This is a genomic window from Halomonas alkaliantarctica (assembly GCF_029854215.1).
In the GTDB taxonomy this organism is placed as follows: Bacteria; Pseudomonadota; Gammaproteobacteria; order Pseudomonadales; family Halomonadaceae; genus Vreelandella; species Vreelandella alkaliantarctica_A.
In genome coordinates, this window is the sequence record NZ_CP122961.1 from 3138601 (window position 1) to 3163587 (window position 24987).

Consider the following 24987-nt stretch of genomic DNA (forward strand, 5'->3'; position numbering starts at 1 on the left):
GATAATTTTATTCCAGGGCTTGGATAAACATGTCAGCACAACACCACTGTGCCAGAGTGAACGGACACTGTAACCGTTGCGATTCTCCGGTACCTTTTGCATTTACGATGGCATTTCAACCGATCGTCAATGTCAGTCAGCGGCAAATTATTTCCTACGAGGCATTAGTACGCGGCCCGAGCGGTGAATCTGCTTTTTCAATACTCGGGCAAGTGACCGATGAGTTGATGTACCGCTTTGACCAGGCATGCCGTATTAAAGCCATTGAGCTAGCTAGCGAACTGGGCATGCGGGAACGGCTCTCTATTAACTTTCTGCCTAATGCGGTTTATGAGCCTCAAGCATGCATCCAAGCCACCCTGGAAACAGCGCACCGAGTTGGCTGGCCCACCGAGCGGCTCAATTTCGAAATTACCGAAACTGAGCGGGTCAATGACCGTATGCATATGCGTACGATTATTGAGAGCTACCGCGAAATGGGCTTTACCACCTCGCTGGATGACTTTGGTAACGGTTATGCTAATCTCGATCTATTGACCGATCTGCGGCCCGATACGTTGAAAATTGACCGTGATCTGGTAATGGGGTGCGATAGCGACAAGCGCCGCAAAGCCATCCTACGTAGCCTGGTGGCACTAGCAGAAACATTGGGGACACAGCTAATTGCAGAGGGCATTGAAACCCGCGAGGAGTCCCGCTGCTTGCTGGAATTAGGTATTCCCATGCAGCAGGGCTATTACTTCTCCTATCCCAATCTAGAAGCACTGGCGGAAATTGACAACGCCAAATACGACTAGCGCGGATAAAAACCGCTATAGATGCTGCAAATAATCAGTCCCGCCTAAGTTACGCATCTGCTGGCGAATCCACTGGCTTCGCCGTTCAACCTGGGCATCGGGGCGTGCGGCGCTGCGCGTCAGCGGGCTGGGCAAAATAGCCGCAAGAAGACTCGCCTGGCGTTCTGTTAACGAACTCGAAGAGACGCCAAAATAGTGTTGAGCAGCGGCCTCTAGCCCAAATACACCGCGATCCCACTCGGCGACATTGAGATAGACCTCCAAAATCCGCTGCTTGCTCCAGAGTATCTCGATCAGTAGCGTAAACCACGCCTCTAGCCCCTTGCGCGTCCAACTGCGACCTGTCCACAGAAAAACGTTTTTAGCCGTTTGCTGGCTCAAGGTGCTAGCACCGCGCAACCGTCCCCCGTCTCGGCTGGCCTGCAATGCGCGGCGCAATTCAACCAGGTCAAACCCGCTGTGGTGCGGAAAGCGCTGATCCTCCGCGGCGATCACTGCCAGCTTGGCGTTTACCGAGAGCGAATCCCAGCCGCGCCACTCACGCTGTATACGAATCGGCTCGCTGTGGACCCAACTCTGTATTTTGCGCTCGACCATCACCATCGACCCCGGCGGAGGAACGACCCTAAACAGCAAGACCAGCGCGACCGACAGCAGCACAAACGCTAAAACGCCGCGCCAAACAATCCGCCAGAGCAGACGCATAAAACGGCGCAGCGAGCGATTGAGCATCCAGTTATCCTTAACGCTTCATGAGGTGATCTGCATGATAGCGCAGATGATCCTCAATGAACGAGGCAATGAAGAAGTAACTGTGATCGTAGCCCGGCTGGCGACGTAGCGTTAACGGATGATCGTGCTCTTCGCACACGGCTTCTAAACGCTCTGGCTGAAGCTGCTCCTCCAGAAATTGATCCGCTTCACCCTGGTCGATAAAGAGGCGTTGGCGTGATGCGCCGTTGGCCACCAGCTCGCAGGCATCGTACTGGCGCCAGCGTGCCTGATCATCACCCAAATAGGCGTTAAACGCCTGCTGCCCCCAGGGGCAGTTCATCGGGTTGACCACCGGAGAAAAGGCCGATACCGAACGGAAACGCCCCGGGTGACGCAGCGCCAGGATCAATGCCCCATGCCCACCCATCGAGTGCCCGCTAATGGATTCGCGCCCATTGACCGGGAAGTGCTGACGCACCACAGAAGGCAGTTCCTCAATCACATAATCGTACATGCGATAGTGGGCCTTCCAGGGTGACTCGGTGGCATTCACGTAAAACCCAGCCCCAGAGCCTAAATCAAAGCTTTCATGCTCGCCGGGTAAATCGGTACCCCGTGGGCTGGTGTCAGGGCAAACAATCGCCACGCCCAGCTCTGCGGCAATACGGTGCGCACCCGCCTTCTGCATGAAATTTTCGTCATTACAGGTCAGCCCCGAGAGCCACCAAAGCAACGGCACGCGCTCGTTTTCTGCCTGAGGTGGCAAGTAAACGGCGAAGATCATGTCGCAATCCAACGCGCGGGAGTAGTGGCGGTAGCGCTTATGCCAGCCACCGAAACTACGGTTGGCGGACACCAGTTCTAAAGTTTCACTCATGCTCATGGGCAGGTTCCTTTAAATGCAGCAAACGCGGCAGGTCTACCCTACCGCGTTTTAGCGTTTCAAACGTGCTTCCTATACTACTTAATAATGCTAGGCCTAGTAATGCAGCACGGTACGAATGCTCTTGCCCGCATGTAACAAATCAAACGCTTCGTTGATTTTCTCAAACGGCATATCGTGGGTAATGAAATCGTCGATATTGATTTCGCCGTTCATATAACGGTCAACATAGCCCGGCAGTTCGCTACGCCCTTTGACGCCGCCAAACGCGGAGCCTTTCCAGACCCGCCCGGTAACCAGTTGGAATGGCCGTGTCGAGATCTCTTCACCGGCTCCAGCGACACCAATGATGATCGATTCGCCCCAGCCCTTGTGGCAGCACTCCAGCGCCGAACGCATCACGTTGACGTTGCCGATACACTCAAAGGAGTAGTCGACGCCGCCATCGGTCAGGTCGACGATGACCTGCTGGATGGGGTCTGAGTACTCTTTCGGGTTCACAAAGTCGGTGGCGCCAAACTGTTTGGCCAGCTCGAATTTATCGGCGTTGACATCGATAGCAATAATACGGCCTGCTTTAGCCATTACCGCGCCTTGAATGACGGCCAAACCGATAGCCCCGAGACCAAATACCGCTACCGTTGCACCCGGCTCTACTTTAGCGGTATTCAGCACCGCCCCGATGCCGGTGGTCACTCCACAGCCTAGCAGGCAGATTTTATCCATGGGCGCTTCTTTAGACACTACCGCCAGGGATACTTCGGGCAACACGGTGTACTCACTAAATGTGGAGGTACCCATGTAGTGATGAAGCATCTTGCCATCGAGTGAGAAACGCGAGGTACCGTCGGGCATTACCCCTTTACCTTGGGTAGCACGCACGCTGCCGCACAGGTTGGTTTTACCCGATAAACAGAATTTACACTTGCCGCACTCGGCGGTGTAAAGGGGAATGACATGGTCACCCGGCTTAAGGCTGGTAACGCCCTCGCCAACTTCCTGAACGACACCTGCACCTTCGTGACCCAAGACGGCGGGGAAATTACCCTCTGGATCAGCACCAGAAAGCGTGTAAGCATCGGTATGGCAAACGCTCGTAGCAGCCATTTTAACCAGTACTTCGCCAGCTTTTGGGCCTTCAACATCGATCTCAACCAGTTCAAGTGGCTTACCCGCTTCCAATGCAACAGCTGCGCGTGACTTCATTTTGACTCCTAAATGTTCATTACTTCAAAAAAACAAAAACTAAGGGGGTTACTCGTCAGTTGCCACCGGGCCAAACTCAACTGGCAGCCAGCGGTAGCCCTCTTCATCTTTTACGATATGACCAATGCCGGGAAATGGCATGTGGGCACCGGCGACCCAGTGCTTATCTTCAACCGCACTTTCGAGCACTTCTTCTCGAGTGCGAATGGCTTGCTCGGGATCAGAATCAAACTCAATAGCCACAGTAGGGTCGGCAAATTGAACGCCGTAACTATGCACCACGTCTCCCCATACCAGCATGGCGTCATCATCGCTATTGAGCATGAAGCTTGAGTGCCCGGCGGTGTGTCCATGGGTATCTTGGGCAACTATGCCCATCAGCACCTCATCACCGGCCGTGAAGGGGTTGAAACGATCTGCTTCCTGGTAAGGCGCTACCGCCTCTTGAGCCATGGTAAAAAAGGGTTGATTGGCTTCAGGAGCCGCAGCTGCACGCTCCTCATCCAGCCAAAAATCGGCATCCGCTTGGCTGGCACGCAGTTCAGCATTGGCATAAACCGCTTCGCCATTCTCATCGGCCAAACCACACACATGATCAGGATGCAGGTGGGTCATTAACACCGTATCAACATCATCCGGCGAGTAGCCGGAAGCGCGCAGGTTGCTCTCCACTTGACCCAACGAGGGGCCAAAGCAGGCAGCAGAACCGGCATCAACCAGAACAAGGTTGTCGCCTGTGTGAATAAGAAAGGCGTTTACCGCGGTTTGCATGCCACTTTCTGCATCGATAAATAACGCATCCAAGTGGCGGAGAATCTCTTCTTGCTCCATGCCTTTTAGCAAGGATGTATCAATAGCCGTATGGCCGTCGTATAGCGCGGTCACCTCATACTCACCGACCATCATACGAAACCAGCCCGGCGCCTGCTCCTGTTGCTGGGTGGGTAGCTCAGCCTGAGCACTAACAGCCCAGGCTGAACTGATAGCGACTGCCAGCGCACCGCGCGACCACTGTGGTAAGGATATAGACATAAGCAAAATGCTCCATTGATAGGCTAGCGATGCTAGCAGTGTAGGCCACCTATGCGCCCTTGATAAACCGGGATACACTCATAAGATTATTGCCACTCAGCAACAATCGCTATCAACCCAGGGAGTTAGCATGCAGCACTGGAGCCGTATCGAAGCCTTTATTGAGGTCGTGCGTTTAGGCACGTTCTCTGCTGCGGCCCGCCACCTGAAGGTATCGACCTCACATATTAGCCGCCTGGTCAGTCAGCTCGAAAACCAGCTGGGCGTGCAGTTGCTCTATCGCACCACCCGCCAGATCCGCTTAACCGATGCGGGCGCTACCTACGTTGAACACTGTCGCCATCTATTTGATGGGCTACGCGATGCCGAGCAGGCGCTTAGTGAACTCCAGGACAAGCCCAATGGACTGCTTAAACTCACCTCCGCCACCACCTTCGGCGAGCGCTTTATCGCCCCATTGGTTAATGACTTTCAGTGTTTACATACGCAGTTGGATGTTCACATGCATTTTACTAACCGGCCGGTGGAACTGATTGAGGAGGGCTACGATATTGCCATTCGGATGGGGGTGTTAAAGGATTCCAGCCTGATCGCCAGACGCCTATGCGATCGCCGCGAGTATGTCGTCGGCTCACAGCGCTATTTTCGCCAAGCACCGCGCCCCCATACGTTGAGCGAGCTTAACCAGCATCGCTGCCTGATTGGCTCACGGCCCAACTGGCTGTTTGAAGTGAACGGCCAACGCCGCGAGGTGCGTGTAGAGGGGCGCTGGAGCGGTAATTCGGGCCCTGCTTTATTAGATGCCGCACTTAAAGGGCTCGGGCTTGCACAACTGCCCGACTACTATGTTGGCCCCTACTTGGCCAGCGGAGAACTGGTGGCAGTGCTTGCGCCTTTTCAGCACCATGATACCGCCGTTTGGGCAGTGTACCCTCGCCACCGTCACCTATCGCCTAAAATCCGCCAACTGGTCGACTATTTGGCCGCCAACATTGACAGTTTATTGCCCAGCAACCCGCTGACCTAGCACTCGATGGCATTAACGGCGAGCCCGCCCTTAGATGTCTCTTTATATTTATCCTGCATATCGCGGCCAGTATCGCGCATGGTGCGAATCACTTTATCCAGCGATATAAAGTGCTCGCCATCACCGTGCATCGCCATACGCGCGGCATTAATAGCTTTGACAGAGGCAATTGCATTGCGCTCTATGCAAGGCACTTGAACAAGCCCGCCGACCGGGTCGCAGGTCAAGCCGAGGTTATGCTCTAAGCCAATCTCAGCGGCGTTCTCCACCTGCCCCGGCGAGCCACCTAGCACTTCGGCAAGCCCGGCGGCCGCCATGGCGCAAGCGGAGCCCACTTCACCCTGGCACCCCACCTCCGCACCGGAAATGGAAGCGTTCTTTTTGCATAAAATGCCTACTGCCCCGGCGGTCAGCAGAAAGTCCACCACATCGGCTTCGCTAGCGTCGGGCTCAAACTTCAAGTAGTACGCCAATACGGCGGGCACAATACCCGCTGCGCCGTTGGTTGGCGCAGTGACCATCCGCCGCCCGGCGGCGTTCTCTTCATTTACCGCCAGCGCGAATACGTTGACCCAATCCATGACGGTAAAACTCGACACGATCAGGCGCTGATTAGCCGGTGGATGAAGCAACTGCTGATGGAGCAACTGCGCACGACGGCGGACATTTAATCCGCCCGGCAAATGGCCAGTGGCGCGCAGGCCATTCTCGATGCTGTCGCTCATGGCGCGCCAAATGGTCTTTAGCTCCTCACGAATGGTCGCTTCGCTACGCCAGGCTTTTTCATTTTCAAGCATCAATTGGCTAATGCGCAGATGATGCTGCTTGCATAATGCGAGCAGCTCGGCCGCCGTATTGAAGGGGTAAGGCAGTTCAGTAGCGTCTTCGCCAACCTCGCCTTGATCGGCCTTCGCTTGATCGACATAGAAACCGCCGCCAAGGGAGTAAAACGTATTGGTCGCCATCAGCGCGTCTCCACAATAAGCGCTCAGCACCATAGCATTGGGGTGAAAAGGCAGGCAGGTCTCATCCCACTCGACATCGTTATGGCGCTCAAAAGCGACCTGCTGCCCATTGGCAAGCACTAGTGGCTCTCCCTCTTCGAGGAGTTTTAACCGCGAAGCTATGGTGTCTGGATCGATGCTTTCAGGCGCTTCGCCCATCAGACCCATAATTACTGCCTGATCGGTGCCATGTCCCACGCCGGTAGCGGCAAGTGAACCGTGCAGCCTTATCACCAGCCGGGTGACGTGCTTATTGCCAAGCGCCAGAGCAAAGTCGCGGGACGCACGCATTGGCCCCACCGTATGGGAGCTTGAGGGCCCAATGCCAATTCGGAAAAGATCAAACACACTAATAGCCATACCTATTACGCCTCATAACGCTGTTGTTGCCTGCCTATTGCTTACTTTGCAGCGCCGACAACCAAACGTCGAGTGATTAACCGCAATATCGACGTGCTAACACATAAGTGTGACGATATAATGAACATTCAACTTTGCATGTTTAATACGCGAATAGCGATGCCGCTTACCCACAAAGGATGTTGGAATGTCTCCCCCACCTGCCTGGCCCATCGGGTTTCAGACCATTTTAGTGCGTGCAGTGCTGTACGTACTGTTTATCGGTGCTATAGCCCAAGGTGCCTATTTAGAAGCGCTTTACCTCCCCTCAGTACGCTTTACTGAACTGGGCTTTACCGAATTCACCCAAACGCTAGTGCTCGCCACCTGCTGCGCCATGCTGATTTATATTCGCCAGGTACTTAAAGTCTGGCCTACCGTTACACTGCTGCTGCTGGCGTTTGTGGCAGCCTCTTTAGTGCGTGAACAGGATCACTCTTTAGATAACTATGTGGCTGAGAACACCTGGAAGGTGTTGGTTGCGCTGATTATTTTTCCATCACTCTTTTGGGTGGTGAAGCAGCGCCAACGCTTTATTGAGGAGTTTGCTCATTACAGCAACACCTTTGCCTTTGGTTTGTTTACGGCTGGTGTGCTGACCACTTATATATTCTCGCGCTTATATGGGCGTCAGGAATTTTGGCTCGCCGTACTCGAAGACAATTTCACGCGTGAATTTAAAGATGCCGCGGAGGAAGTCATTGAGCTGCTCGGATATAGCTTAATTTTGATCGCCACCTTAGAGTTACTGCTTCTGGCTCGACGCATTTATAAAGCCAAGCAGCTATCCACTTAAGCGCAGCAACAATTTCCTTCAACAAAAAGCCCGCCGTTCTGAGAACGACGGGCTTTTTACTTTCTATCTACCATCTACTAATCACTAATGACGGTGTTCACTCGTCAAGAAACGAACGCAGCGGCTCGGAGCGGCTGGGGTGACGCAGCTTACGCAGCGCTTTGGCTTCTATCTGACGAATTCGCTCGCGGGTTACGTCAAACTGTTTGCCCACCTCTTCCAGCGTATGGTCGGTGTTCATATCAATACCGAAACGCATGCGCAACACTTTCGCTTCGCGGGCGGTCAAACCGCCCAATACGTTACGCGTGGCTTCGATAAGACCTTCACCCGTGGCCATATCGATCGGCAGCAACATAGTGCCATCTTCGATAAAGTCGCCCAGATGTGAATCATCATCGTCACCAATCGGCGTCTCCATGGAGATCGGCTCTTTGGCAATTTTGAGCACCTTGCGTACTTTATCTTCCGGCATTTCCAAGCGTTCGCCGAGCTCCTCCGGCGTTGGCTCACGGCCCATTTCCTGCAACATCTGGCGCGATACGCGATTGAGCTTGTTGATCGTCTCAATCATGTGCACCGGGATACGGATGGTGCGCGCCTGATCGGCAATCGAGCGGGTAATTGCCTGACGAATCCACCAGGTGGCATAGGTAGAGAACTTATAGCCACGGCGGTATTCGAACTTATCGACTGCTTTCATCAAGCCGATGTTGCCTTCCTGGATGAGATCCAAGAACTGCAAACCACGGTTGGTGTATTTCTTGGCGATCGAGATCACCAAGCGCAGGTTAGCCTCAACCATCTCTTTTTTGGCACGGCGCGCTTTCGCCTCGCCAATCGAGAGCTTGCGATTCACCTCTTTAAGGTCGGCAACCGAGAGCTGCACCATATCCTCTTCGAAGGCGATCTTGCGCTGGGCGCGGGCAATATCGGCGCGCAGCGGCTCAAGGCGGTCGGCGTACTTGCTCTGCGCTGCCTGGAAATCATCCAGCCAGGTTTTGCGCGACTCGTTGCCAGGAAACGACTTGATAAACGTCTTACGCGGCACCTTGGCTTTTTTCACGCACAGCTGCATGACCGCTTTCTCTTGGGCACGCACTTGCTCAACGCTGATACGCACCTGACCGACCAAGCGCTCAAAGTGCTTTGGCACCAGCTTGATGGGCGAGAAAAGCACTGCCAAGCGCGCCTGCTCACTTTTGAGCTCAGCACTACCGCGACCATGCTTAGCAAATGCCGCTTCGACTAAGGCGTTCTGCTCGCGAATCTGCTCGAAACGCGCACGCGCCTCTTCGGGATCCGGGCCGCCCTCGCTGGCCGTGGAGTCTTCGTCCTCATCGTCGCCGTCGCCTTCCACGTCGTCGTCAATTTCGGCTTCAGGCTCCGGCTCGGGCACTTCTGCTTCGGCAACGCCGGGAATGCCCTCATCGGGATCGATAAAACCAGAAAACAGATCCGAAAGACGCCCCGGCGCTTCTTCATCCTGGGTGGCGTCATAGGCGTCAAGAATAGACGCGACGGCTCCCGGCAAATAGGCCAGAGACGACATCACTTCTCGGGTGCCCTCTTCGATCCGTTTGGCGATTTCAATTTCGCCTTCTCGGGTCAGAAGCTCAACCGTGCCCATTTCACGCATGTACATGCGCACGGGGTCAGTGGTGCGGCCTACATCGCTTTCCACGGCGGCAAGGGCCGCTACGGCCTCTTCCGCAGCGGACTCGTCCGTGGATTGATCCGACATCATCAAAGTGTCTTCATCTGGCGCTTCTTCAGCGACACTTATACCCATGTCGTTGATCATGCCAATGATGTCTTCCACTTGATCCGGGTCGGCGATATCCTCGGGTAGATGGTCGTTGACCTCGGCATAGGTCAGGTAGCCCTGTTCCTTGCCTCGAGCGATCAACTCCTTCAGACGCGACTGCTGCTGCGCATTTCCAGCCATAGAAACCCTATCTCGACGAAGAAGAATGAAACACCTGGAGCGCTGAATCGATTAAACTCAACAAGCCGTACAGTATAGCGTAAAAAGCAGGAAATTTTCCAGCTCGACGTATTTGCGCGGTAATTCAGGTGTGTTAGTTTGTTCGGTTAGGCCAGCGCTTGGTGGCTGAACCTATATTTGGTGCTGAAACGCTAGGAATTCAACCCCCATCGCCCAAGACACCGCCTCATTGACGCTGTGCAAGCTCCATTACCAGGCTTGCCAAACGCTGGCGCTGCTCCTTATCTAACTTTTGCCCGGCGCGCTCCTGCGCCAGCAACGCCATGTACTCCTCTTGAGGAGAACGCTGACGCTGAACGTACTGCAAGTGCTCCACCAAACCTTTCAGCTCTGCTTCCCGATCTGCCTTGGGAATCAGCAGCTCGCGCTTAGCAAAGACCGCCAATGCCTGCCCCTGCTGACTGCCTTGAAAATGCGCCAACACTACTTGCGGGCTGCGGTAGCGCCCCGCCTTTAGCAATGCGATCAGCTCTCTGCATAGCGGTGCGTCATCATCTTCCGGCAGCCACTCCAAATGATCCGGGAGCGAAGTCACCAAATTGGGTTCATGCAGCAACAGCTGCACGATACGCCCAACCGGGGAGAGCGCCTGGGAACGTGAGCGCGATGAGTGGGCTGGCGCTGCCAATACCGCACCGTGCATCTCTGATGATGCCGAATCGGGCTCCTCCTGCTCCACCTGCCTCTGCGAAGCATGGCGCTGCGACGCTTGGGCACGCTTTTCGAGCAGTACTTTCAACTGCTCTTGCGCCAGCCCGCTACGCTGCGCCAATGACTCCAGCAGTAGCGATTTGAGCATGCCTTCGGGCACTTTGTTCAATGCTTCAAGCACCTGACTGGCAAATCGCTCGCGCCCTTCCACTGTATTTAAGTCGCGTCCCTGGGAAGCTTGCTCAAACAGAAACTCCGACAGCGGCATGGCGCAGGTCACACGATCCTGAAATGCCTCGGCACCTTCACGGCGCACCAGGGTGTCCGGGTCATCGCCTTCAGGCAGAAACAGAAAGCGCGCTTCGCGTCCATCAATCATTTGCGGCAGTGCGGTTTCCAGCGCCCGGCTAGCCGCCTGTCTTCCCGCACGGTCACCGTCGAAACAGAACACTACGCGACTCACCAATCGAAACAGGCGGGTCAAATGGTCTTCCGTGGTCGCAGTACCCAGCGTCGCCACGGCGTTATGAATACCGTATTGCGCCAGCGCCACCACATCCATATAGCCTTCGACCATGACCAGTTGCTCAAGCTTGTTCGAGGCTTGGCGCGCCTCATACAAGCCGTAAAGCTCACGACCTTTATGGAACACGGGCGTTTCCGGTGAGTTGAGGTATTTGGGCTGATCATCGCCCATCACTCGACCACCGAAAGCGATGGTACGCCCACGCAAATCGCGAATCGGGAACATTACCCGATCACGAAAGCGGTCGTAGGTACGCCCGGTATCTTCACGATGAATCAGCAGGCCGTACTCCACCTGTACCGGCTCACCGACACCTCGCTCGCTGAGGTGCTGTTTGAGCGCCTCCCAACCCGCCGGAGCATAGCCGATGCCATAGGTCTTGATTACATCATCCGAAAGTCCACGACCCGAAAGATAGCGCTGGGCGGACTGGCCCTCCTGCATTTTTAATCGCTCGCGATAAAAACTCGCGGCGAGTTCTAGCAGGTTAACGCCCTCTTTGCGCTTCTTTTCGCGCTGCTGGGCACGCGGGTCATCGACGCCTTCACGCGGCACTTCAATACCCAGGCGCCCGGCCAGTTGCTCTACCGCCTCAGGAAACGGTAGCTTGTCGTACTCCATCAAGAAGCGTAGTGCATTACCATTAGCTCCGCAGCCAAAGCAGTGATAAAACTGCTTATCAGCACTGACGGTAAACGATGGAGTTTTCTCTTGATGGAAGGGACATAGCCCCGAGTAGTTGCGGCCAGCCTTTTTAAGCTGCACACGCTCACCAACCACCTCGACCACGTCAACGCGGCCTAACAGGTCATCAATGAAACGCTGTGGAATTTGGCCTGCCATGAACTACGGGCATCCTCGCGCAAAGCGCTAACTTTCGAGACTGTTTCTAAAAGCCTGCTTCTAAAGCTCTGTTTTCAAAAACTAGTTTTAAAACCAATTTTTAAAACCAGCTTTAAAACACTGCCTAAGGTCATCAGACCCATTACCAGATCAGATCATCATAAACAGCGAGGGTATTGAACGTCAGCTTTGAAAAACGACGGCTTTAAAAACAACAGTCAAAAACAAACGGCCACCTAAGTGGCGGCCGCTTGGCATCCCTCTTGAGACGACCAGCTAACTGCTCCGGCCCCCTCGGGTACGGATCAATAGAGCCGTTCGAAACGCTTTTGCTCACGCTGCACTTTCTTAGCGTGGCGTTTTACGGCAGCTGCCGCTTTGCGTTTACGCTCAGCAGTCGGCTTCTCATAGTGCTCGCGGCGGCGTACTTCAGAAAGAACACCGGCTTTTTCGCAAGAACGCTTGAAGCGACGCAGGGCGACGTCAAACGGCTCGTTATCACGTACTTTTACAGAAGGCATTAAGCACTCACCTACCTTAAGGAGTCTTGAGTTCGGATAGTACGTACACTGCGATGCTACGATTTAAAACACGGTGTACGACCCAGTTTTACAGCGGACAGTAGTTTAGTCGCCGATGACCATCTTTGCAAATGCTTACGCTGACCTAAAGCGACAATGCTAGACTAGTGCTCTTCTGTTTTTCACCTTTACATCTTTTTGAACAGCCTTTGAGAGTCCTTTTTTATGCGAGTTCTGGGCATTGAAACATCCTGCGACGAAACAGGTGTCGCGATTTACGACACCTCGTTAACCGGCGGCCAGGGGCTGCTGGCCGATGCGCTGTATAGCCAAATCGCCATGCATGCAGAATTTGGCGGCGTAGTGCCCGAACTCGCCTCTCGTGATCACACCCGCAAACTGCTGCCGCTGATTGAGCAGGTGCTCAGTGACGCCAGGCTGACGCGCCACGACCTGGATGGCATCACCTATACCGCCGGCCCCGGCTTGGTCGGCGCATTAATGGTGGGTGCCAGTACGGCCCATGGAATGGCCCGCGCCTTGAACATACCAGTGCTCGGCGTACACCATATGGAAGGCCATTTATTGGCACCGATGTTGGAAGACGAGCCACCCGAGTTCCCTTTCGTGGCGCTGCTGGTCTCCGGCGGCCATACCCAGCTCGTCGAAGTTCAGGGACTGGGGCGTTATCAACTGCTCGGCGAATCGGTGGATGACGCCGCCGGCGAAGCATTTGATAAAGCTGCCAAGATGCTCGGACTGGCCTATCCAGGTGGCCCTCAGGTCGCCAAGTTAGCGGAACAGGGTGACCCCAAACGCTTTCGCTTTCCGCGCCCCATGACCGACCGACCGGGACTCGACTTCAGTTTTTCGGGCTTAAAAACCCATACCATGACGGCTATCCGCCAGTTGGAAGCAGCCCGCGAACTCGACGCTCAGGCCCGCACCGACGTTGCCCGCGCTTTTGAAGAGGCCGTTGTCGATACGCTGGTGATTAAGTGCCGTCGAGCGCTGGATCAAACTGGTTTGAAGCGCTTAGTGGTGGCGGGAGGAGTGAGCGCCAATCATCGCCTGCGCGAACGACTGCACGCTGAGTGTGAAAAACGTCAGGCCCGCGCCTACTATCCGCGCGGGCGGTTCTGTACGGACAATGGCGCCATGATTGCCTATGTAGGCGCTCAACGCCTGGCGGCGGGCGAGTACGACACGCCGGGGATGATGCAGGCGACGCCCCGCTGGCCGCTGGATCAACTGGCGCCTCCAGAAACCTCTAACAGCTAGCAGCACTCTTGACCTAGTTACGTTTTAGGAGCCACGAAACGGCGGCTCTTCACCGCGTCGCAGGCGGCGAATATTAAGCCCGTGGCGGGCCAACACCAGCAGGCTGAACCCTCCCACCACCATGACGTACTCCGGCGCTAACCAGCCACAGGCAATCGGTGCCACGAGTGCGCTCACTAGCGAGGCCAGCGCCGCCGTTTTGAGTCGCCACGCTAGCAGCGTCCATATCGCAGCACTCAGTAGCGCCACCTGCGGCACCAATACCAACAGGACGCCGAACGAGCTGGCGACCGCCTTACCACCACGAAAGCCATGCCACAGTGGAAAGCTGTGACCTAGTAACACTGCCAACCCCACCAGGCCCTGCAGCCAGACCGGGGAGCTCATCAGCTTTGCGCCAAGAACAGCGGGCATGGCTTTTAAGGCGTCTAAGAGGAGTGTCGCTGCGGCTATGCGGGGGCCATAAAGGCGTAGTACGTTGGAAAAGCCTGGATTAAATGAGCCGTGTAGTCGGGGGTCGCCCACGCCAGCCAGGCGGCAAACGCTTATCGCTGCCAGCCAACTGCCGCTTAAATAACCCACCACTATCCATACCATGGCGCCCTGCTCGCTTTATGGACCGTCTCGATAACCCGGCATGCTGTCGTTTAACCCTATCCTAACGTACAATCGCCCGCTTGTTACCGTAGGGGGAAGCTGGATGGATCGCATTTTGATTGAAGCGTTAAGCGTCGATACCGTGATTGGTGTCTACGACTGGGAGCGCTCGATTCAACAGTCGCTAAGCTTAGACTTGGTCCTGGCGACCGATATTCGCTCGGCGGCGACCACCGACGATTTACGTCTCACCCTGGATTACGCCGCTATCTGCCAGCGCATTCAGCAGTTTGCCGATGTCCATCAGTTCGCCCTCGTAGAAACCTTCGCCGAACGCCTCGCGGAGTGTCTGCGTACGGAGTTTCCCATCACTTGGCTGCGCTTGACGGTACGTAAACCGGGCGCGGTTGCCAACGCCGTTAGCGTCGGCCTAGAAATTACCCGCGGCAACCTGCCGGAGGCAACCCAGGAGCTCAGCGTATGAACCTGGTGACCGTTAGCTTAGGCAGCAATATTCACCCTACTCGGCATATTCGCTGCTGCCTGGATGCGCTTACCGACACCTTCGGCCCCCTGCAGATATCTCGCGTGTTTGAAAGCGAACCGGTCGGCTTCGCCGACAGCCGCAATTTCTATAATTTGGTGGTGGCATTTCAAAGCGCCTGGACGCCCGGGGAACTTCAGGCGTGGGGTAAGCAACTGGAAATAGAGCATGGCCGCCTGCCCGACATTACCAAATTTAGTCCCCGCGCGCTGGATATCGACCTGCTCACCGTGGGTAGTCTCTGCGGCACTGTAGACGGCGTCGCCCTACCGCGAAGCGAAATCACCCATAACGCATTTGTGTTACAGCCGCTTGCTGAGCTGCTGCCTGAGCAGCGTCACCCCAGCTGCGGCAAGCCCTATGCCGCGCTATGGAGCGCCTTTGAGCTTGGTAACCAACGCCTTTGGGCGGTGGATTTCAGCTGGCGCGGCCGCTGGATCTCCCAAGCGGATGAACAGCCCCTACTGGCGGCGGCACGCCGGTAAGTTACTTGGTTAGCGCCGCCTCCACGGCCTGCCCGCGGCGCTCTCGCAAGGCCTCGCCCAGCGCTGCTCCTTGATACCCCTCGGCTATGAGTGCCTGGGGGCTAACCTCCCGGGCAGCCTGCCAGGCGCTTTCGAGCGGGCCAACTTGCTCTGGCGCCACCACCTTGACTAACGCCAGCTGCGCTTCGACCTGCTCTGGCTTACGCCAACCATCCAAACGCTCCAGCCAACGCAGCACGCTGGGGCCCTCTAATGCGTCGGCAAGCAGTGCATGGTTTGTTAGCGAATGGTTTATTAAAGAATAGGTAAGTGCGGTATGGCGAGCTAATTGGGCAACGGCATTGGGCAGTTTGAGTCGTTCCGATAAAGCATCGCGCTGATCAGCGGTTAGCGGCGATACCAGCTGCGCATGGCGCCAGTGAGCTAATGAGAACATGTCGCTATCAGGCACCTGAGCCATCGCCGCCAAGCCCTTCACTAACGCTTCGCCCACCAATTCTGGCCACCACACGTTGAGCGCGTCGCAACTTTCAAGGGTGGTGAAATAGACCTCCGGGCTTGGCTCACCCAGCGCTTTTTCCGTTTCGACCCACACCCGCTCGGCAGCTAGGTGCTCAAGTTCGCCGCTGTGGCTCACCTGACGCATTAGCGTCAGGGTTTCAGGGGCAATGGTAAAGCCCAACGATGCATAGCGGGCCAGAAAGCGCGCGGTACGCAGTACCCGCAGTGGGTCTTCGCTAAACGCCGAGGAAATATGCCGTAACACCCGCCGCTCGATATCACCTTGACCATTAAACGGGTCGGTTAATTCGCCCTCAGTGCTCTGCGCAATGGCGTTAATGGTTAAATCACGCCGCAGCAGATCCTCTTCCAGGCTGACATCGGGGCTGGCGTGTACTTCAAATCCGGCATAGCCGTGGCCAGACTTGCGTTCGGTGCGGGCCAGGGCGTACTCCTCGGCGCTCTCTGGATGCAGGAAGACCGGAAAGTCTCGCCCCACGGGCTTAAAGCCGCGCTTGCGCATGGCCTCCGGCGTAGCGCCCACCACGACCCAGTCATTGTCGTAAACCGGCCAGCCGAGTAACTCATCGCGCACGGCGCCGCCCACCCGATACACTTTTAAACCCGCTAAACGGGGATCACTGTTGGTCGCTTTCACTAGCATTTTCCCCGCTGAAGGCTAGGTACATTGCTTCGCTCACCGCTGTCTAGATTAAGTGCGGTTAGCTTGCCGCCCCAAACGCAGCCCGTATCCAGCGCCTCAACGGGCACCCTCGCCTGTGGGGTGTTCCCCTCCAACGCCGCCCAGTGGCCGAAGAGCAGCCGGGTGTCATCGTTGCGCGGGTATTGAAACCAGGGCAGAAAGCCCTCTGGGGCACTGTCCAACCCCTCTTTGGCAGCAAAATCCAAACGGCCCTGGGCATCAATAAAGCGCATCCGAGTCAGCACATTGACAATCAGGCGCAGCCGATCCATGCCGTCTAAATCGTCGTGCCAGCTGTCTGGCTGGTTGCCAAACAGTCGGGTCAAAAACGCACCCGATGCCTCACTGCCAAGCGTCGCCTGCACTTCACACCCCAGAGACACGGTTTGAGCCACGCTCCATTGGGGAAGCAGTCCCGCGTGGGTCATTAGCGTACCGTTTTGAAACACGCTAAGCGGTTGGCTCTGTAGCCAATCCAGCAACACTTCGCGGTCAGGCGCGCCCAGAATATCGCTCAAGGTGTCATTTTTTTTCAGCTTGCCGCCGCCACGCGCCACGACCAGCAAATGAAAATCGTGGTTGCCCAATACGCTGCGTACCGAGCTACCCAGTGCGCGCACTTCTCGCAGGCATTCCAAAGACCCAGGTCCACGATTGATCAAATCGCCCACCAGCCATAGCGTATCCCGCGCGGGGTTGAAGCTGAGCTTCTCAAGAAGCGCTACAAATTCAGCGTGACAGCCGTGCAGATCGCCGATCGCATAGGTGCTCATGCGGGAGGCCTTTTTAATAAAATGAGTTGGCTAAATACTACCACTTCACCGACACCCTCTGCCTTTCGATGGCGATTTATATTAATGATTAAACTGGTGAAAAGGGCGAACCTAGATCACTATAAAAAGTACGCATCGGCCCTCTTAAACCTCTCGCTAGCTTAGCCACTGAATCGCGTAGTTGGTCAATCGAGTAGCCGCCTCGCCATAACTGTTAAGGAAAACGATACGCTTATGACAATGGATCACTCTCGACGCGGGCTACTGCGAGCGGCAACGCTGGCAGGCCTTGGCGCACTGATACTCCCCGGCACAACGCTTCTTCCTGCCGCGCGAGCTGCCGCTCCCAAGCATACTCCACCGCCCGCTGCGGTGACGGTCAATGGTTGGCTACTGCGCAGCAGTGACCGCTGATGTATATCGCTTTTGAGGATATCAGCGAACACAGCGAGGCAGTGGATGTCTGCATTATCGGCGCGGGTGCGGCGGGCATTTCCATGGCCGTTACCCTGGCAGAGCGGGGGCACCGGGTACTGCTCTGCGAAGGTGGCGATGCGGACTACAGCGAACGCTCCCAGGAGTGCTACCGGGGCGAAGTCGTCGGCGACCCTTATATTCCGCTCTATGGCGCTCGCCTGCGCTATTTGGGCGGGTCGACCAACCACTGGGGCGGCATCTGCCGACCACTCGATCGCTATGACTTTAACGCCAAAAGAGCGGCCAGAGAGACGGATTGGCCTATTGGCCGCGACGCGTTATCGCCCTACTATCCTGCCGCCGCCAGCGTGCTGGACTTGGCGCCTACGCCTGCTGATCAGCCGATCACGGATTCTGGGCTCAAGCGCATCTATTTCTCACTGGGCCACCCAACGCGCCTGAAGGAGAAGTATGCCACCACGCTAAGCGAATCGACCACGCTGGAGTGCTGCCTAACGGCCAACTTGGCTGCATTGGAAAGCCAGGATGGCAAAGTTACCAGCGCCACTTTCAAAAACTACCAAGGTGAGTATCGAAAGGTTCAGGCGCGCTACTTTGTGCTGGCCTGTGGCGGCATCGAAAACTCGCGTCTGCTGCTGTGGTGCAACCAGCAGTTAAATGGCCAGCTCATACCTCAAGCCGACACCCTAGGGCGCTACTGGATGGAGCACCCCCACGCCACGGTGGGCCAGGCGCTCATTTTTGAGCCAGCGGCACTGGGACTGGACGAGGATTACAACGTATTCCTCTCCCCCACCGCCCGCGCCATCAGCTCACGCCAAATACTGAATTGTGGGCTGCGGTTGCACCGCATGAACGCTGAAGCCACCCAGGAACTGATTGACGAGCTCACAGATCAGGCACCCACGCTAGCAGGACGTTTGCGTATCTGGCAGGCCCAGGGGCGGGTGATACACGGCGCGGTACTCAGAGCCGCCTGGGAGCAGGAACCTCGCTTTGACAATCGCATAGAATTAAGCGAAGAGCTGGATGATCTGGGCGTACCCCGCGGCCGATTGGTGTGGCAGCAGTCCGAGCTGGATCGTCATACGATCCGCGAGAGCATGCTGCTACTGGGGGAGTATCTGCGCGACAACGAGGTGGGTAGGCTACAACTGGCTGACTGGCTCGCCGATACGCCGGTACAGTTGCCCACCGAGGGCGAGTTGGCTGGCCGTCACCATATGGGCGGCACGCGCATGAGCCTTAATGCCGAGCAAGGCATCGTTAACCCCGACTGCCGACTGTTTGCCCAGGATAACTTCTATGTGGCGGGTTCCAGCGTTTTTGCCAGCGCCGGGCACGCCAACCCCACGTTAACGCTTGTGCAGTTGGCCCTGCGGCTTTGCGACCATCTGGAGAGCAGGCTAACGCAAACTGTCTAATGGAGCTGGAGCGGTACGGCTAATCTAAAGGGGGTAATGGCTACCTCAAAAACACGCTGAGTAGAGGTATCTAACAGCGTATAGGCACCCTCCATTACCCCCACTGGAGTTTGCAGTATGGCGCGGCTGGTGTAACGAAAACTCTGGCCTGGGCCAATTAGCGGCTGTTGGCCGACGACGCCTTTACCGCGCACTTCCTGGCAGTCGCCGCTGCCCTGGGTGATTTTCCAGTAGCGCGCCATCAGTTGAACGCTATGGGGGCTCTGATTGTGAACAGTCACGGTGTAGCTAAACACATAGCGCGACTCGCCATCGTTAGACTCATCAGCGCGATAGCTGGGGACAACGCTGACCTTGATCGCTAGGCCACTCACGTTTGGTCACCCCGCTCACCGCTTGCCTGTTCATCGGCAGCGACACGGTTGGCAATCGCCACGTACTCTGCCACGGTCAACGTTTGCGGACGGCGAATGGGGTCAATGCCCAAGTCCTCCAAAGTATCGGGACTCACCCGCCCTTTGAAGTTATTGCGCAGCGTTTTGCGCCGCTGACCAAAGGCGAGCTTCACCAGCTCAAACAGCAGCGTTGGGTCATCCGCCGTATGGGGCAGCGTTTCATGAGGGGTTAAGCGCACAATGGCGGAGTCGACTTTGGGTCGTGGCACAAAGGCTTCCGGTGGCACAATAAACAGTTGTTCGACCTGGCAGTAGTACTGGGCCATGACCGATAGACGCCCCCAATCAGCGCCACCAGGCTCTGCGGCTAAGCGTTCAACCACCTCTTTTTGCAGCATAAAGTGCATATCTTCTATGGCACTTCCTGCCGCCAGCAGATGTATTATCAGTGGTGTGGAGATATTGTAGGGTAGATTGCCCACTACGCGCAGCGCGGGCCCATCGCCTTTTAGCGCGGCAAAATCAAACTTCAGCGCATCGCCTTCATGAATGACAAACTCGGGGTAGTTGAAGAACTGCACCCGCAGGCCGGGAATGAGGTCGCGGTCGAGCTCGATCACTTCCAGATGCCCCGCGGCTTCCAGCAGCGGTTCGGTCAGCGCCCCCTGGCCTGGGCCAATTTCGACAAGGCGATCCGTCGAGCGCGGTCCAACGGCGCGAACAATCCGCGAGATAATGCCAAGGTCGCGTAAAAAGTTCTGACCAAAGCGTTTACGAGCGCGGTGTTGGGGCACAGTAGACATCAAACGGTGTTCCTTGGAGTGCGGATTCAATCGGGAGTGTGTAGCAGCGAATGCTAGGCAGTAGCAGACAACCGCTGAGCGGCTAAACGGCGCGCAAGGTCGATAGCGACTTTTAGGCTGCCAGGGTCTGCCACGCCTTTGCCAGCCAGATCCAGCGCGGTGCCATGGTCGACCGAAGTGCGAACCAATGGCAAGCCCAGGGTAATATTAGCGGCCTGACCAAAACCTGCGTATTTTAACACCGCCAAGCCCTGGTCATGGTACATCGCCAGCACCGCATCAACACCTGCCAAGTGCCGGGGGGTAAATAGCGTGTCGGCGGGCAAGGGGCCAAGGATATCCATTCCCTCTGCGCGCAACGCATCAAGCGCAGGAATAATGATATCCAGCTCTTCGCGCCCAAGATGCCCCTCTTCACCGGCGTGCGGGTTTAAGCCACACACCGCAATACGTGGCTGGGCAATGCCGAACTGGCCCTGCAAGTCGGCCGCCAGCAGTCGGCTAATACGGGTTACCCGCTCAAAGGTGATGGCGTCGGCAACCTTGCGCAGCGGCAAATGGGTGGTCACCAGCGCCACACGAAGATCACCACTGCCCTGCCAACCTGAGGCGCTGGCATGCAGTGCCGCGTCGGTGGCGAGCATCATCACTACCTCATCAACGCCGCAGGCATCGCGCAACCACTCGGTGTGCCCAGTAAAGCCTGGATAGCCGCCCTCGATGATGACGCCTTTGTGCAGCGGCGCCGTGACCATGGCAGCAACAAGGCCACGTTGGCAGGCATCAACCGCCAGTGCCAAAGTAGCCAGCACATAGTCAGCGTTGGCCGGATTAAGAACCCCCGGCGTCGCCGGCGCCTTTAGTGTAACCGGCCAAACCGGCAAACAGTTGGCTCCACGTGGCTTCTCGCCGGGCGAACACTCAACCAGCTTAACATTAAGCCCTAACGCAGCGGCACGCTGGCGGAGCATATCCGGGTCGCCAATCGCCACCGCATTGGCGGGAAGATCACCTTGGGCCGCCAGCATGAGCATTAATTCTGGGCCGATCCCCGCGGGCTCGCCAGTGGTAACGACCACCGGCAAAATGCTATCGGGTAATAAAGTGCCCGTTACCATTAGAGACGAATATCAACAAAAGCCTGCGAGCGAATCTCTTGCTGCCAGGTCTCTAGCTCTTCATTAGCGCGACGCTGAAAAATAGCTTGACGAACCTGCTCGCGCTGGCTCTCTTGGGTGACGTTCTGACGGCGGCGCTCCTGCACTTCAATGATGTGATAGCCGAACTGAGAACGCACCGGCTGCGATACTTGGTTAATACTTAACTCACGCATTGCTTCTTCAAAGGCAGGAACGGTTTGTCCTGGGCGTACCCAGCCTAGCTCGCCACCGTTAAGGGCACTGCCGCTGTCGTCACTCACTTCACGCGCCACAGAGGCAAAATCCTCACCTTGAGATAAGCGTTCACGCACTTCTTCCGCTAATGCACGGGCTTGATTTTCATCACGGGTGGGGGTCAGCTCAATCAATACATGGCGCGCGCGGATCTCTTCGATAAAGTTCTGGTCGCCGGATTGGCCAGACTGCTGATTGAGAAAACGCTCAACGTCACGATCACTCACCGTTACGCGGTTGCTGATTTGCCGCTGCTGCACCTGACGCATCAGCATTTCACGGCGAACATCTTCACGCACGCTAGCCAGCGTTGTGCCTTCGGCCTCCACGGCATCAGCGAACTCATCAAGCGTCATGCCGTTGGATTCGGCAATCGAGCGCACTTGTCCGTTTAGCTCGGTATCATCAATGCTCAAATTGGCATCTTCTGCCATCTGTAGCTGAATTTCCTCCACCACCATGCGCTCGAGCACCTGACGCTCCAACTGGGAGCGCGGTGGAAGATTACCGCCCTGGGCTTGCGCCTGCTGCTCGATTTGCAGCATCCGGTCGTCTAATTCGCTGCGCATAATCACATCGTCATTGACCACGGCCACGACGCTGTCCAGCGCTTGACGCTGGGTTGACTGGAAGTTCTGCGCCTGTAGGGCTAGCGGGGCCAACGCAAGGCCTGTGCCTACACACAGCGCCAGCAAACTGCTAGCAGAAAGCTGTTTCATGCGGCCTAACAAGGGCTTTCTCATTTTCATAACAAACGTCTCTTTCATTAGCCATTCTATGGAAGTCATTTACAGGGCAGTCGGACGATAGCCAGGGATATTCTGTTCAAAATAGCTATCCGCCTCCTGACCAACGCCGCCTAAACCTCGGAATACAAAGCGCAAAAATAGCCCGCGATCGGTAAGGTCATCATCGATACGTGCGTTGTCATTGTCATCGACCCATTCCCGCCATACTAACTGCAAGCCATAGCAGCAGTCGCTCCACTGTACGCCCGCCAGTTGCTCAAGCGAGCGGTCATTGGTTTGATCGTGAATGTAACGGCCGATCAGATCAATCTGCGGGCTTGCCTTCCACGCAAATGACAGATCCCACTCTTCACGATCGTAGTTGCGAAAGCTGTCATCACTGGGTTCTACGCCAGGGTCGAAGTTTTGGATTTCCCAATGGTAGCCAAGGTTGACTACGTGGCCTTGAGGGTGGCGATAGCGCACATCCACGCTCGAGCGCTCAGTGCGGTCGAGGTTATCGTCGTAGAGCAGATCGTAACCAGTGCTCCAGCGGTCACTAATCTGCCAGTCGATGCGTGTGACCAGCGGCGATTTATCGCGCGTGGCCTGGTAATAACGCTCACCGTCGGTACGCGGCGGTAGCGTGTCAGCATCGCCCACAATATCAATTCGACGATCATCAAAGTAAACGCTCTGGCCTATCCCGAACGAGAGCCGATCACGACCGGACGCGTCTTCAAGCAAGCGCGACTCCACGCCGTAAGAGAGACGATTAAGATCACCCACGCGGTCAGCGCCGGAAAAGCGTTGGGCCGACCACAGCTGATTCCAGGAGAAAGGGCGCTCGCGGCTATCGAAATCGGGTAGCTCGCTCTGGTCAGTGCGCGGTACATAGGCGTAGTTCAAACGCGGCTCTAAGGTTTGGCGATAGTCGCGCCCGCCCAGAGAGAGCTCACGATCAAATGCCAAACCACTGTCCACCGACGTTACCGCAATACTGCGACTGGGCGATTCGCTGTTCTGGGTAGCCCGGTTTCCGTAATCCAATTGATAGTCGGTGTGCCAAAGCTCTGTTCGTGGCTCCAGGTAGCCCCATGGGCGCTCAAACCGCCAACCCAGGGCTGGCGTTAAGTGCACACGACTACCCGTGGCGGCCTCACGTTCAATCACTCGCTGTTCGTTCACATCCCGCCAGAAATAGGTCGCATTGGAGCGCCATTGGCTATAGAAACCGTTGCCCAACTGCCAACTGGCATTGGCGCTTAAGCTCGGCAGGCGATAGAAAGGCTTATCGCGTTCGTTGAGCGGGTCTTCCAAGCGCTGAAATCCTTGAGCCCGGGCATCAAGCTGCCAGCGTTCACCACGGTAATCGACCTGGGCCAAGCGTTCCATACTAGCGCGATCATTGTCGCCAAACTCGCCACCAAAATCATCGAAATAGCGACCGTCGCTGGCTGCACCGTACCCCAAGCGGTAATTACTACGTGCGTTAATACGACCAGCATGGCGGGCATCCACATACCAGCGATCCTCGCCTTCGAAGCGATTTTCACCGCCGCCAGAGCCGCCTTTATCGCTACTTAAATAGCCACCTTCAACGATACCCGCACTCTCTTCAAACAGGTAGCGGTACTCACCGTTCATCAGCAAGCCGTGATCGCTCATCCAGCGCGGCGTGATAGTCGCATCACGATTGGGCGCGATATTCCAATAAAACGGTTGAGTGAAGTCCAAACTATCTGTTGAGAAACTAAAGGAGGGCGTCAACAGACCTGTGTGTCGGCGATCGTCGATGGGAAAGCGTAACCATGGCCAATAAAATACCGGCACATCCTTCACTTTCAGACGCGCATGACGTGCAGTGCCAAAGCCTTCGGCCTGGTTCAGGCGAATATCACTGCTGACCAATTGCCAACTATTGGCGCCGGGGTCACAGGTAGTAAAGCTTGCGTCTTGCAGGCGGTACTCGCTCTCCCCGGTTTGCTCTAGCTGGCGAGCCTGACCGCGTAGGTGCTGGTCGTAAAGCACATAGTGGCTATTATCCAGGGTGGCCCGATCTTCGTTAAGCCTTAGCATCGCCTGTTCGCCACGTACCAAAGCTAGCCCGTCGCGTATGGCGATATTGCCTTCAGCATCGATCTGCTGGCGGTCGGCGGGTAAAAAGATCCGCTCCGCTTCCACTTCCTCATTGCCGCGGCGTAGTACAACATCACCGCGTAGCAACGCCTCGCCATTGGCAGCATAATCGACGTCGCTGGCCTCAAGTGAGAGGGTCTCCGGGTTTTCTTCCGCGGGTAAGCGGTAGCTGGGCATGACGTAGCGCCCACGGCACAGTTGATTAGCCGCTTCCTCTTTCCCCCAGGGTTGCCAATCCAACGCTTTAGCTGATAAGGCCTCCCCTTGAGCCACCGCCGTAAACGAGGCGCCAGCAAGCAAACTGCCCATTAGCGTATGCGCAACCGGCAACGTGCGCGAAAATCGCTTGCCCATGTTCGTTATCCTTGGCATCCA

24 protein-coding genes are annotated in these 24987 nt (G+C 56.2%); 8 read left to right on the plus strand and 16 right to left on the minus strand.

Going from position 1 to position 24987, the window contains the following annotated elements:
• Positions 1-29 precede the first annotated feature (29 nt).
• The gene (locus QEN58_RS14410; RefSeq protein ID WP_483050742.1) at positions 30-797 is read left to right on the plus strand and encodes an EAL domain-containing protein; all 768 of its coding nucleotides are present in this window, start codon (positions 30-32) and stop codon (positions 795-797) included.
• 15 nt (positions 798-812) lie between these two features.
• Here the strand turns inward: QEN58_RS14410 and mtgA are convergent, their stop codons facing one another.
• The 4 genes from mtgA to QEN58_RS14430 form a co-directional block, all read right to left on the minus strand.
• The gene (mtgA, locus tag QEN58_RS14415) at positions 813-1529 is read right to left on the minus strand and encodes a monofunctional biosynthetic peptidoglycan transglycosylase (RefSeq protein WP_280104314.1); all 717 of its coding nucleotides are present in this window, start codon (positions 1527-1529) and stop codon (positions 813-815) included.
• 10 nt (positions 1530-1539) lie between these two features.
• Positions 1540-2394, minus strand: a complete 855-nt coding sequence (gene fghA / locus QEN58_RS14420) for an S-formylglutathione hydrolase (protein ID WP_280104315.1) — start codon at positions 2392-2394, stop codon at positions 1540-1542.
• A gap of 96 nt (positions 2395-2490) precedes the next feature.
• Entirely contained in the window at positions 2491-3600 is a 1110-nt protein-coding gene (locus tag QEN58_RS14425) for an S-(hydroxymethyl)glutathione dehydrogenase/class III alcohol dehydrogenase (RefSeq protein WP_280104316.1), read from the minus strand.
• Between the two features lie 48 nt (positions 3601-3648).
• Positions 3649-4632: an MBL fold metallo-hydrolase gene (locus QEN58_RS14430; protein ID WP_280104317.1), complete on the minus strand. Its 984-nt coding sequence runs from the start codon at positions 4630-4632 to the stop codon at positions 3649-3651.
• Positions 4633-4762: 130 nt separating this feature from the next.
• On the opposite strand from QEN58_RS14430, the gene QEN58_RS14435 reads away from it, so the two are divergent.
• Positions 4763-5659 (plus strand): LysR family transcriptional regulator, encoded by an 897-nt coding sequence (locus QEN58_RS14435; protein ID WP_280104318.1) that lies wholly within the window; start codon positions 4763-4765, stop codon positions 5657-5659.
• Here QEN58_RS14435 and QEN58_RS14440 read toward each other — a convergent pair.
• The gene (locus tag QEN58_RS14440) at positions 5656-7023 is read right to left on the minus strand and encodes an L-serine ammonia-lyase (RefSeq protein ID WP_280104319.1); all 1368 of its coding nucleotides are present in this window, start codon (positions 7021-7023) and stop codon (positions 5656-5658) included. The genes QEN58_RS14435 and QEN58_RS14440 overlap by 4 nt on opposite strands.
• A gap of 187 nt (positions 7024-7210) precedes the next feature.
• Between QEN58_RS14440 and QEN58_RS14445 the strand changes: the two genes are divergently transcribed.
• The gene (locus QEN58_RS14445; protein ID WP_280104320.1) at positions 7211-7858 is read left to right on the plus strand and encodes a hypothetical protein; all 648 of its coding nucleotides are present in this window, start codon (positions 7211-7213) and stop codon (positions 7856-7858) included.
• Positions 7859-7955: 97 nt separating this feature from the next.
• On the opposite strand, the gene rpoD is transcribed toward QEN58_RS14445, so the two are convergent.
• From rpoD to rpsU, 3 genes are all read right to left on the minus strand, one after another.
• The gene (gene rpoD / locus QEN58_RS14450) at positions 7956-9806 is read right to left on the minus strand and encodes an RNA polymerase sigma factor RpoD (protein ID WP_280104321.1); all 1851 of its coding nucleotides are present in this window, start codon (positions 9804-9806) and stop codon (positions 7956-7958) included.
• A gap of 226 nt (positions 9807-10032) precedes the next feature.
• Positions 10033-11886 (minus strand): DNA primase, encoded by a 1854-nt coding sequence (gene dnaG, locus QEN58_RS14455; protein ID WP_280104322.1) that lies wholly within the window; start codon positions 11884-11886, stop codon positions 10033-10035.
• Between the two features lie 305 nt (positions 11887-12191).
• A complete protein-coding gene (gene rpsU / locus QEN58_RS14460; RefSeq protein ID WP_008956349.1) occupies positions 12192-12407 on the minus strand; it encodes a 30S ribosomal protein S21 in 216 nt (71 codons plus the stop codon).
• A 225-nt stretch (positions 12408-12632) separates the two neighbouring features.
• On the opposite strand from rpsU, the gene tsaD reads away from it, so the two are divergent.
• A complete protein-coding gene (tsaD, locus tag QEN58_RS14465; RefSeq protein WP_280104323.1) occupies positions 12633-13688 on the plus strand; it encodes a tRNA (adenosine(37)-N6)-threonylcarbamoyltransferase complex transferase subunit TsaD in 1056 nt (351 codons plus the stop codon).
• Between the two features lie 24 nt (positions 13689-13712).
• On the opposite strand, the gene plsY is transcribed toward tsaD, so the two are convergent.
• Entirely contained in the window at positions 13713-14285 is a 573-nt protein-coding gene (plsY, locus tag QEN58_RS14470; protein ID WP_280104324.1) for a glycerol-3-phosphate 1-O-acyltransferase PlsY, read from the minus strand.
• Positions 14286-14388: 103 nt separating this feature from the next.
• Between plsY and folB the strand changes: the two genes are divergently transcribed.
• Together folB and folK are read left to right on the plus strand one after the other, a co-directional pair.
• Positions 14389-14769 (plus strand): dihydroneopterin aldolase, encoded by a 381-nt coding sequence (gene folB, locus QEN58_RS14475; protein ID WP_280104325.1) that lies wholly within the window; start codon positions 14389-14391, stop codon positions 14767-14769.
• Positions 14766-15314, plus strand: a complete 549-nt coding sequence (folK, locus tag QEN58_RS14480; RefSeq protein ID WP_280104326.1) for a 2-amino-4-hydroxy-6-hydroxymethyldihydropteridine diphosphokinase — start codon at positions 14766-14768, stop codon at positions 15312-15314. The genes folB and folK overlap by 4 nt, the downstream gene beginning before the upstream one ends.
• Before the next feature lies 1 nt (position 15315).
• Here folK and QEN58_RS14485 read toward each other — a convergent pair whose 3' ends face one another.
• Positions 15316-16473 (minus strand): tRNA nucleotidyltransferase/poly(A) polymerase-related protein, encoded by a 1158-nt coding sequence (locus QEN58_RS14485; RefSeq protein ID WP_425270288.1) that lies wholly within the window; start codon positions 16471-16473, stop codon positions 15316-15318.
• On the minus strand, positions 16473-17291 hold the full coding sequence (locus QEN58_RS14490) for a symmetrical bis(5'-nucleosyl)-tetraphosphatase (protein WP_280104328.1): 819 nt from the start codon (positions 17289-17291) through the stop codon (positions 16473-16475). The genes QEN58_RS14485 and QEN58_RS14490 overlap by 1 nt, the downstream gene beginning before the upstream one ends.
• A 234-nt stretch (positions 17292-17525) precedes the next feature.
• Here QEN58_RS14490 and QEN58_RS14495 point away from each other — a divergent pair, with 234 nt between their 5' ends.
• Entirely contained in the window at positions 17526-17705 is a 180-nt protein-coding gene (locus QEN58_RS14495) for a hypothetical protein (RefSeq protein ID WP_280104329.1), read from the plus strand.
• The gene (locus QEN58_RS14500) at positions 17705-19153 is read left to right on the plus strand and encodes an FAD-dependent oxidoreductase (protein WP_280104330.1); all 1449 of its coding nucleotides are present in this window, start codon (positions 17705-17707) and stop codon (positions 19151-19153) included. The genes QEN58_RS14495 and QEN58_RS14500 overlap by 1 nt, the downstream gene beginning before the upstream one ends.
• On the opposite strand, the gene apaG is transcribed toward QEN58_RS14500, so the two are convergent.
• The 5 genes from apaG to QEN58_RS14525 are packed head-to-tail and all read right to left on the minus strand — an operon-like array spanning position 19150 to position 24966.
• Positions 19150-19527 carry a Co2+/Mg2+ efflux protein ApaG gene (gene apaG / locus QEN58_RS14505; RefSeq protein ID WP_022522372.1) on the minus strand — a complete coding sequence of 126 codons (378 nt, stop codon included), beginning with the start codon at positions 19525-19527 and terminating at the stop codon, positions 19150-19152. The two genes, QEN58_RS14500 and apaG, sit on opposite strands and share 4 nt — an antisense overlap.
• On the minus strand, positions 19524-20351 hold the full coding sequence (gene rsmA / locus QEN58_RS14510) for a 16S rRNA (adenine(1518)-N(6)/adenine(1519)-N(6))-dimethyltransferase RsmA (RefSeq protein WP_280104331.1): 828 nt from the start codon (positions 20349-20351) through the stop codon (positions 19524-19526). The genes apaG and rsmA overlap by 4 nt, the downstream gene beginning before the upstream one ends.
• A 53-nt stretch (positions 20352-20404) precedes the next feature.
• A complete protein-coding gene (pdxA, locus tag QEN58_RS14515) occupies positions 20405-21469 on the minus strand; it encodes a 4-hydroxythreonine-4-phosphate dehydrogenase PdxA (protein WP_280104332.1) in 1065 nt (354 codons plus the stop codon).
• Complete coding sequence (locus QEN58_RS14520; protein WP_280104333.1) at positions 21469-22494, minus strand: peptidylprolyl isomerase; 1026 nt, start codon at positions 22492-22494, stop codon at positions 21469-21471. The genes pdxA and QEN58_RS14520 overlap by 1 nt, the downstream gene beginning before the upstream one ends.
• A 39-nt stretch (positions 22495-22533) precedes the next feature.
• Positions 22534-24966 (minus strand): LPS-assembly protein LptD, encoded by a 2433-nt coding sequence (locus QEN58_RS14525; RefSeq protein WP_280104334.1) that lies wholly within the window; start codon positions 24964-24966, stop codon positions 22534-22536.
• Positions 24967-24987: the final 21 nt, after the last annotated feature.

What these genes read in the sequence shown, in the direction of transcription:
- QEN58_RS14520 (WP_280104333.1), bottom strand. Translation starts at nt 22,494, where the DNA reads ATGAAAATGAGAAAGCCCTTGTTAGGCCGCATGAAACAGCTTTCTGCT.
- mtgA (WP_280104314.1), bottom strand. Translation starts at nt 1,529, where the DNA reads ATGCTCAATCGCTCGCTGCGCCGTTTTATGCGTCTGCTCTGGCGGATT.
- tsaD (WP_280104323.1), top strand. Translation starts at nt 12,633, where the DNA reads ATGCGAGTTCTGGGCATTGAAACATCCTGCGACGAAACAGGTGTCGCG.
- QEN58_RS14525 (WP_280104334.1), bottom strand. Translation starts at nt 24,966, where the DNA reads ATGGGCAAGCGATTTTCGCGCACGTTGCCGGTTGCGCATACGCTAATG.
- rpsU (WP_008956349.1), bottom strand. Translation starts at nt 12,407, where the DNA reads ATGCCTTCTGTAAAAGTACGTGATAACGAGCCGTTTGACGTCGCCCTG.
- QEN58_RS14440 (WP_280104319.1), bottom strand. Translation starts at nt 7,023, where the DNA reads ATGGCTATTAGTGTGTTTGATCTTTTCCGAATTGGCATTGGGCCCTCA.
- dnaG (WP_280104322.1), bottom strand. Translation starts at nt 11,886, where the DNA reads ATGGCAGGCCAAATTCCACAGCGTTTCATTGATGACCTGTTAGGCCGC.
- QEN58_RS14445 (WP_280104320.1), top strand. Translation starts at nt 7,211, where the DNA reads ATGTCTCCCCCACCTGCCTGGCCCATCGGGTTTCAGACCATTTTAGTG.
- pdxA (WP_280104332.1), bottom strand. Translation starts at nt 21,469, where the DNA reads ATGGTAACGGGCACTTTATTACCCGATAGCATTTTGCCGGTGGTCGTT.
- fghA (WP_280104315.1), bottom strand. Translation starts at nt 2,394, where the DNA reads ATGAGCATGAGTGAAACTTTAGAACTGGTGTCCGCCAACCGTAGTTTC.
- QEN58_RS14425 (WP_280104316.1), bottom strand. Translation starts at nt 3,600, where the DNA reads ATGAAGTCACGCGCAGCTGTTGCATTGGAAGCGGGTAAGCCACTTGAA.
- rsmA (WP_280104331.1), bottom strand. Translation starts at nt 20,351, where the DNA reads ATGTCTACTGTGCCCCAACACCGCGCTCGTAAACGCTTTGGTCAGAAC.
- QEN58_RS14490 (WP_280104328.1), bottom strand. Translation starts at nt 17,291, where the DNA reads ATGAGCACCTATGCGATCGGCGATCTGCACGGCTGTCACGCTGAATTT.
- QEN58_RS14500 (WP_280104330.1), top strand. Translation starts at nt 17,705, where the DNA reads ATGTATATCGCTTTTGAGGATATCAGCGAACACAGCGAGGCAGTGGAT.
- folK (WP_280104326.1), top strand. Translation starts at nt 14,766, where the DNA reads ATGAACCTGGTGACCGTTAGCTTAGGCAGCAATATTCACCCTACTCGG.
- folB (WP_280104325.1), top strand. Translation starts at nt 14,389, where the DNA reads ATGGATCGCATTTTGATTGAAGCGTTAAGCGTCGATACCGTGATTGGT.
- QEN58_RS14410 (WP_483050742.1), top strand. Translation starts at nt 30, where the DNA reads ATGTCAGCACAACACCACTGTGCCAGAGTGAACGGACACTGTAACCGT.
- QEN58_RS14430 (WP_280104317.1), bottom strand. Translation starts at nt 4,632, where the DNA reads ATGTCTATATCCTTACCACAGTGGTCGCGCGGTGCGCTGGCAGTCGCT.
- QEN58_RS14435 (WP_280104318.1), top strand. Translation starts at nt 4,763, where the DNA reads ATGCAGCACTGGAGCCGTATCGAAGCCTTTATTGAGGTCGTGCGTTTA.
- QEN58_RS14495 (WP_280104329.1), top strand. Translation starts at nt 17,526, where the DNA reads ATGACAATGGATCACTCTCGACGCGGGCTACTGCGAGCGGCAACGCTG.
- plsY (WP_280104324.1), bottom strand. Translation starts at nt 14,285, where the DNA reads ATGGTATGGATAGTGGTGGGTTATTTAAGCGGCAGTTGGCTGGCAGCG.
- rpoD (WP_280104321.1), bottom strand. Translation starts at nt 9,806, where the DNA reads ATGGCTGGAAATGCGCAGCAGCAGTCGCGTCTGAAGGAGTTGATCGCT.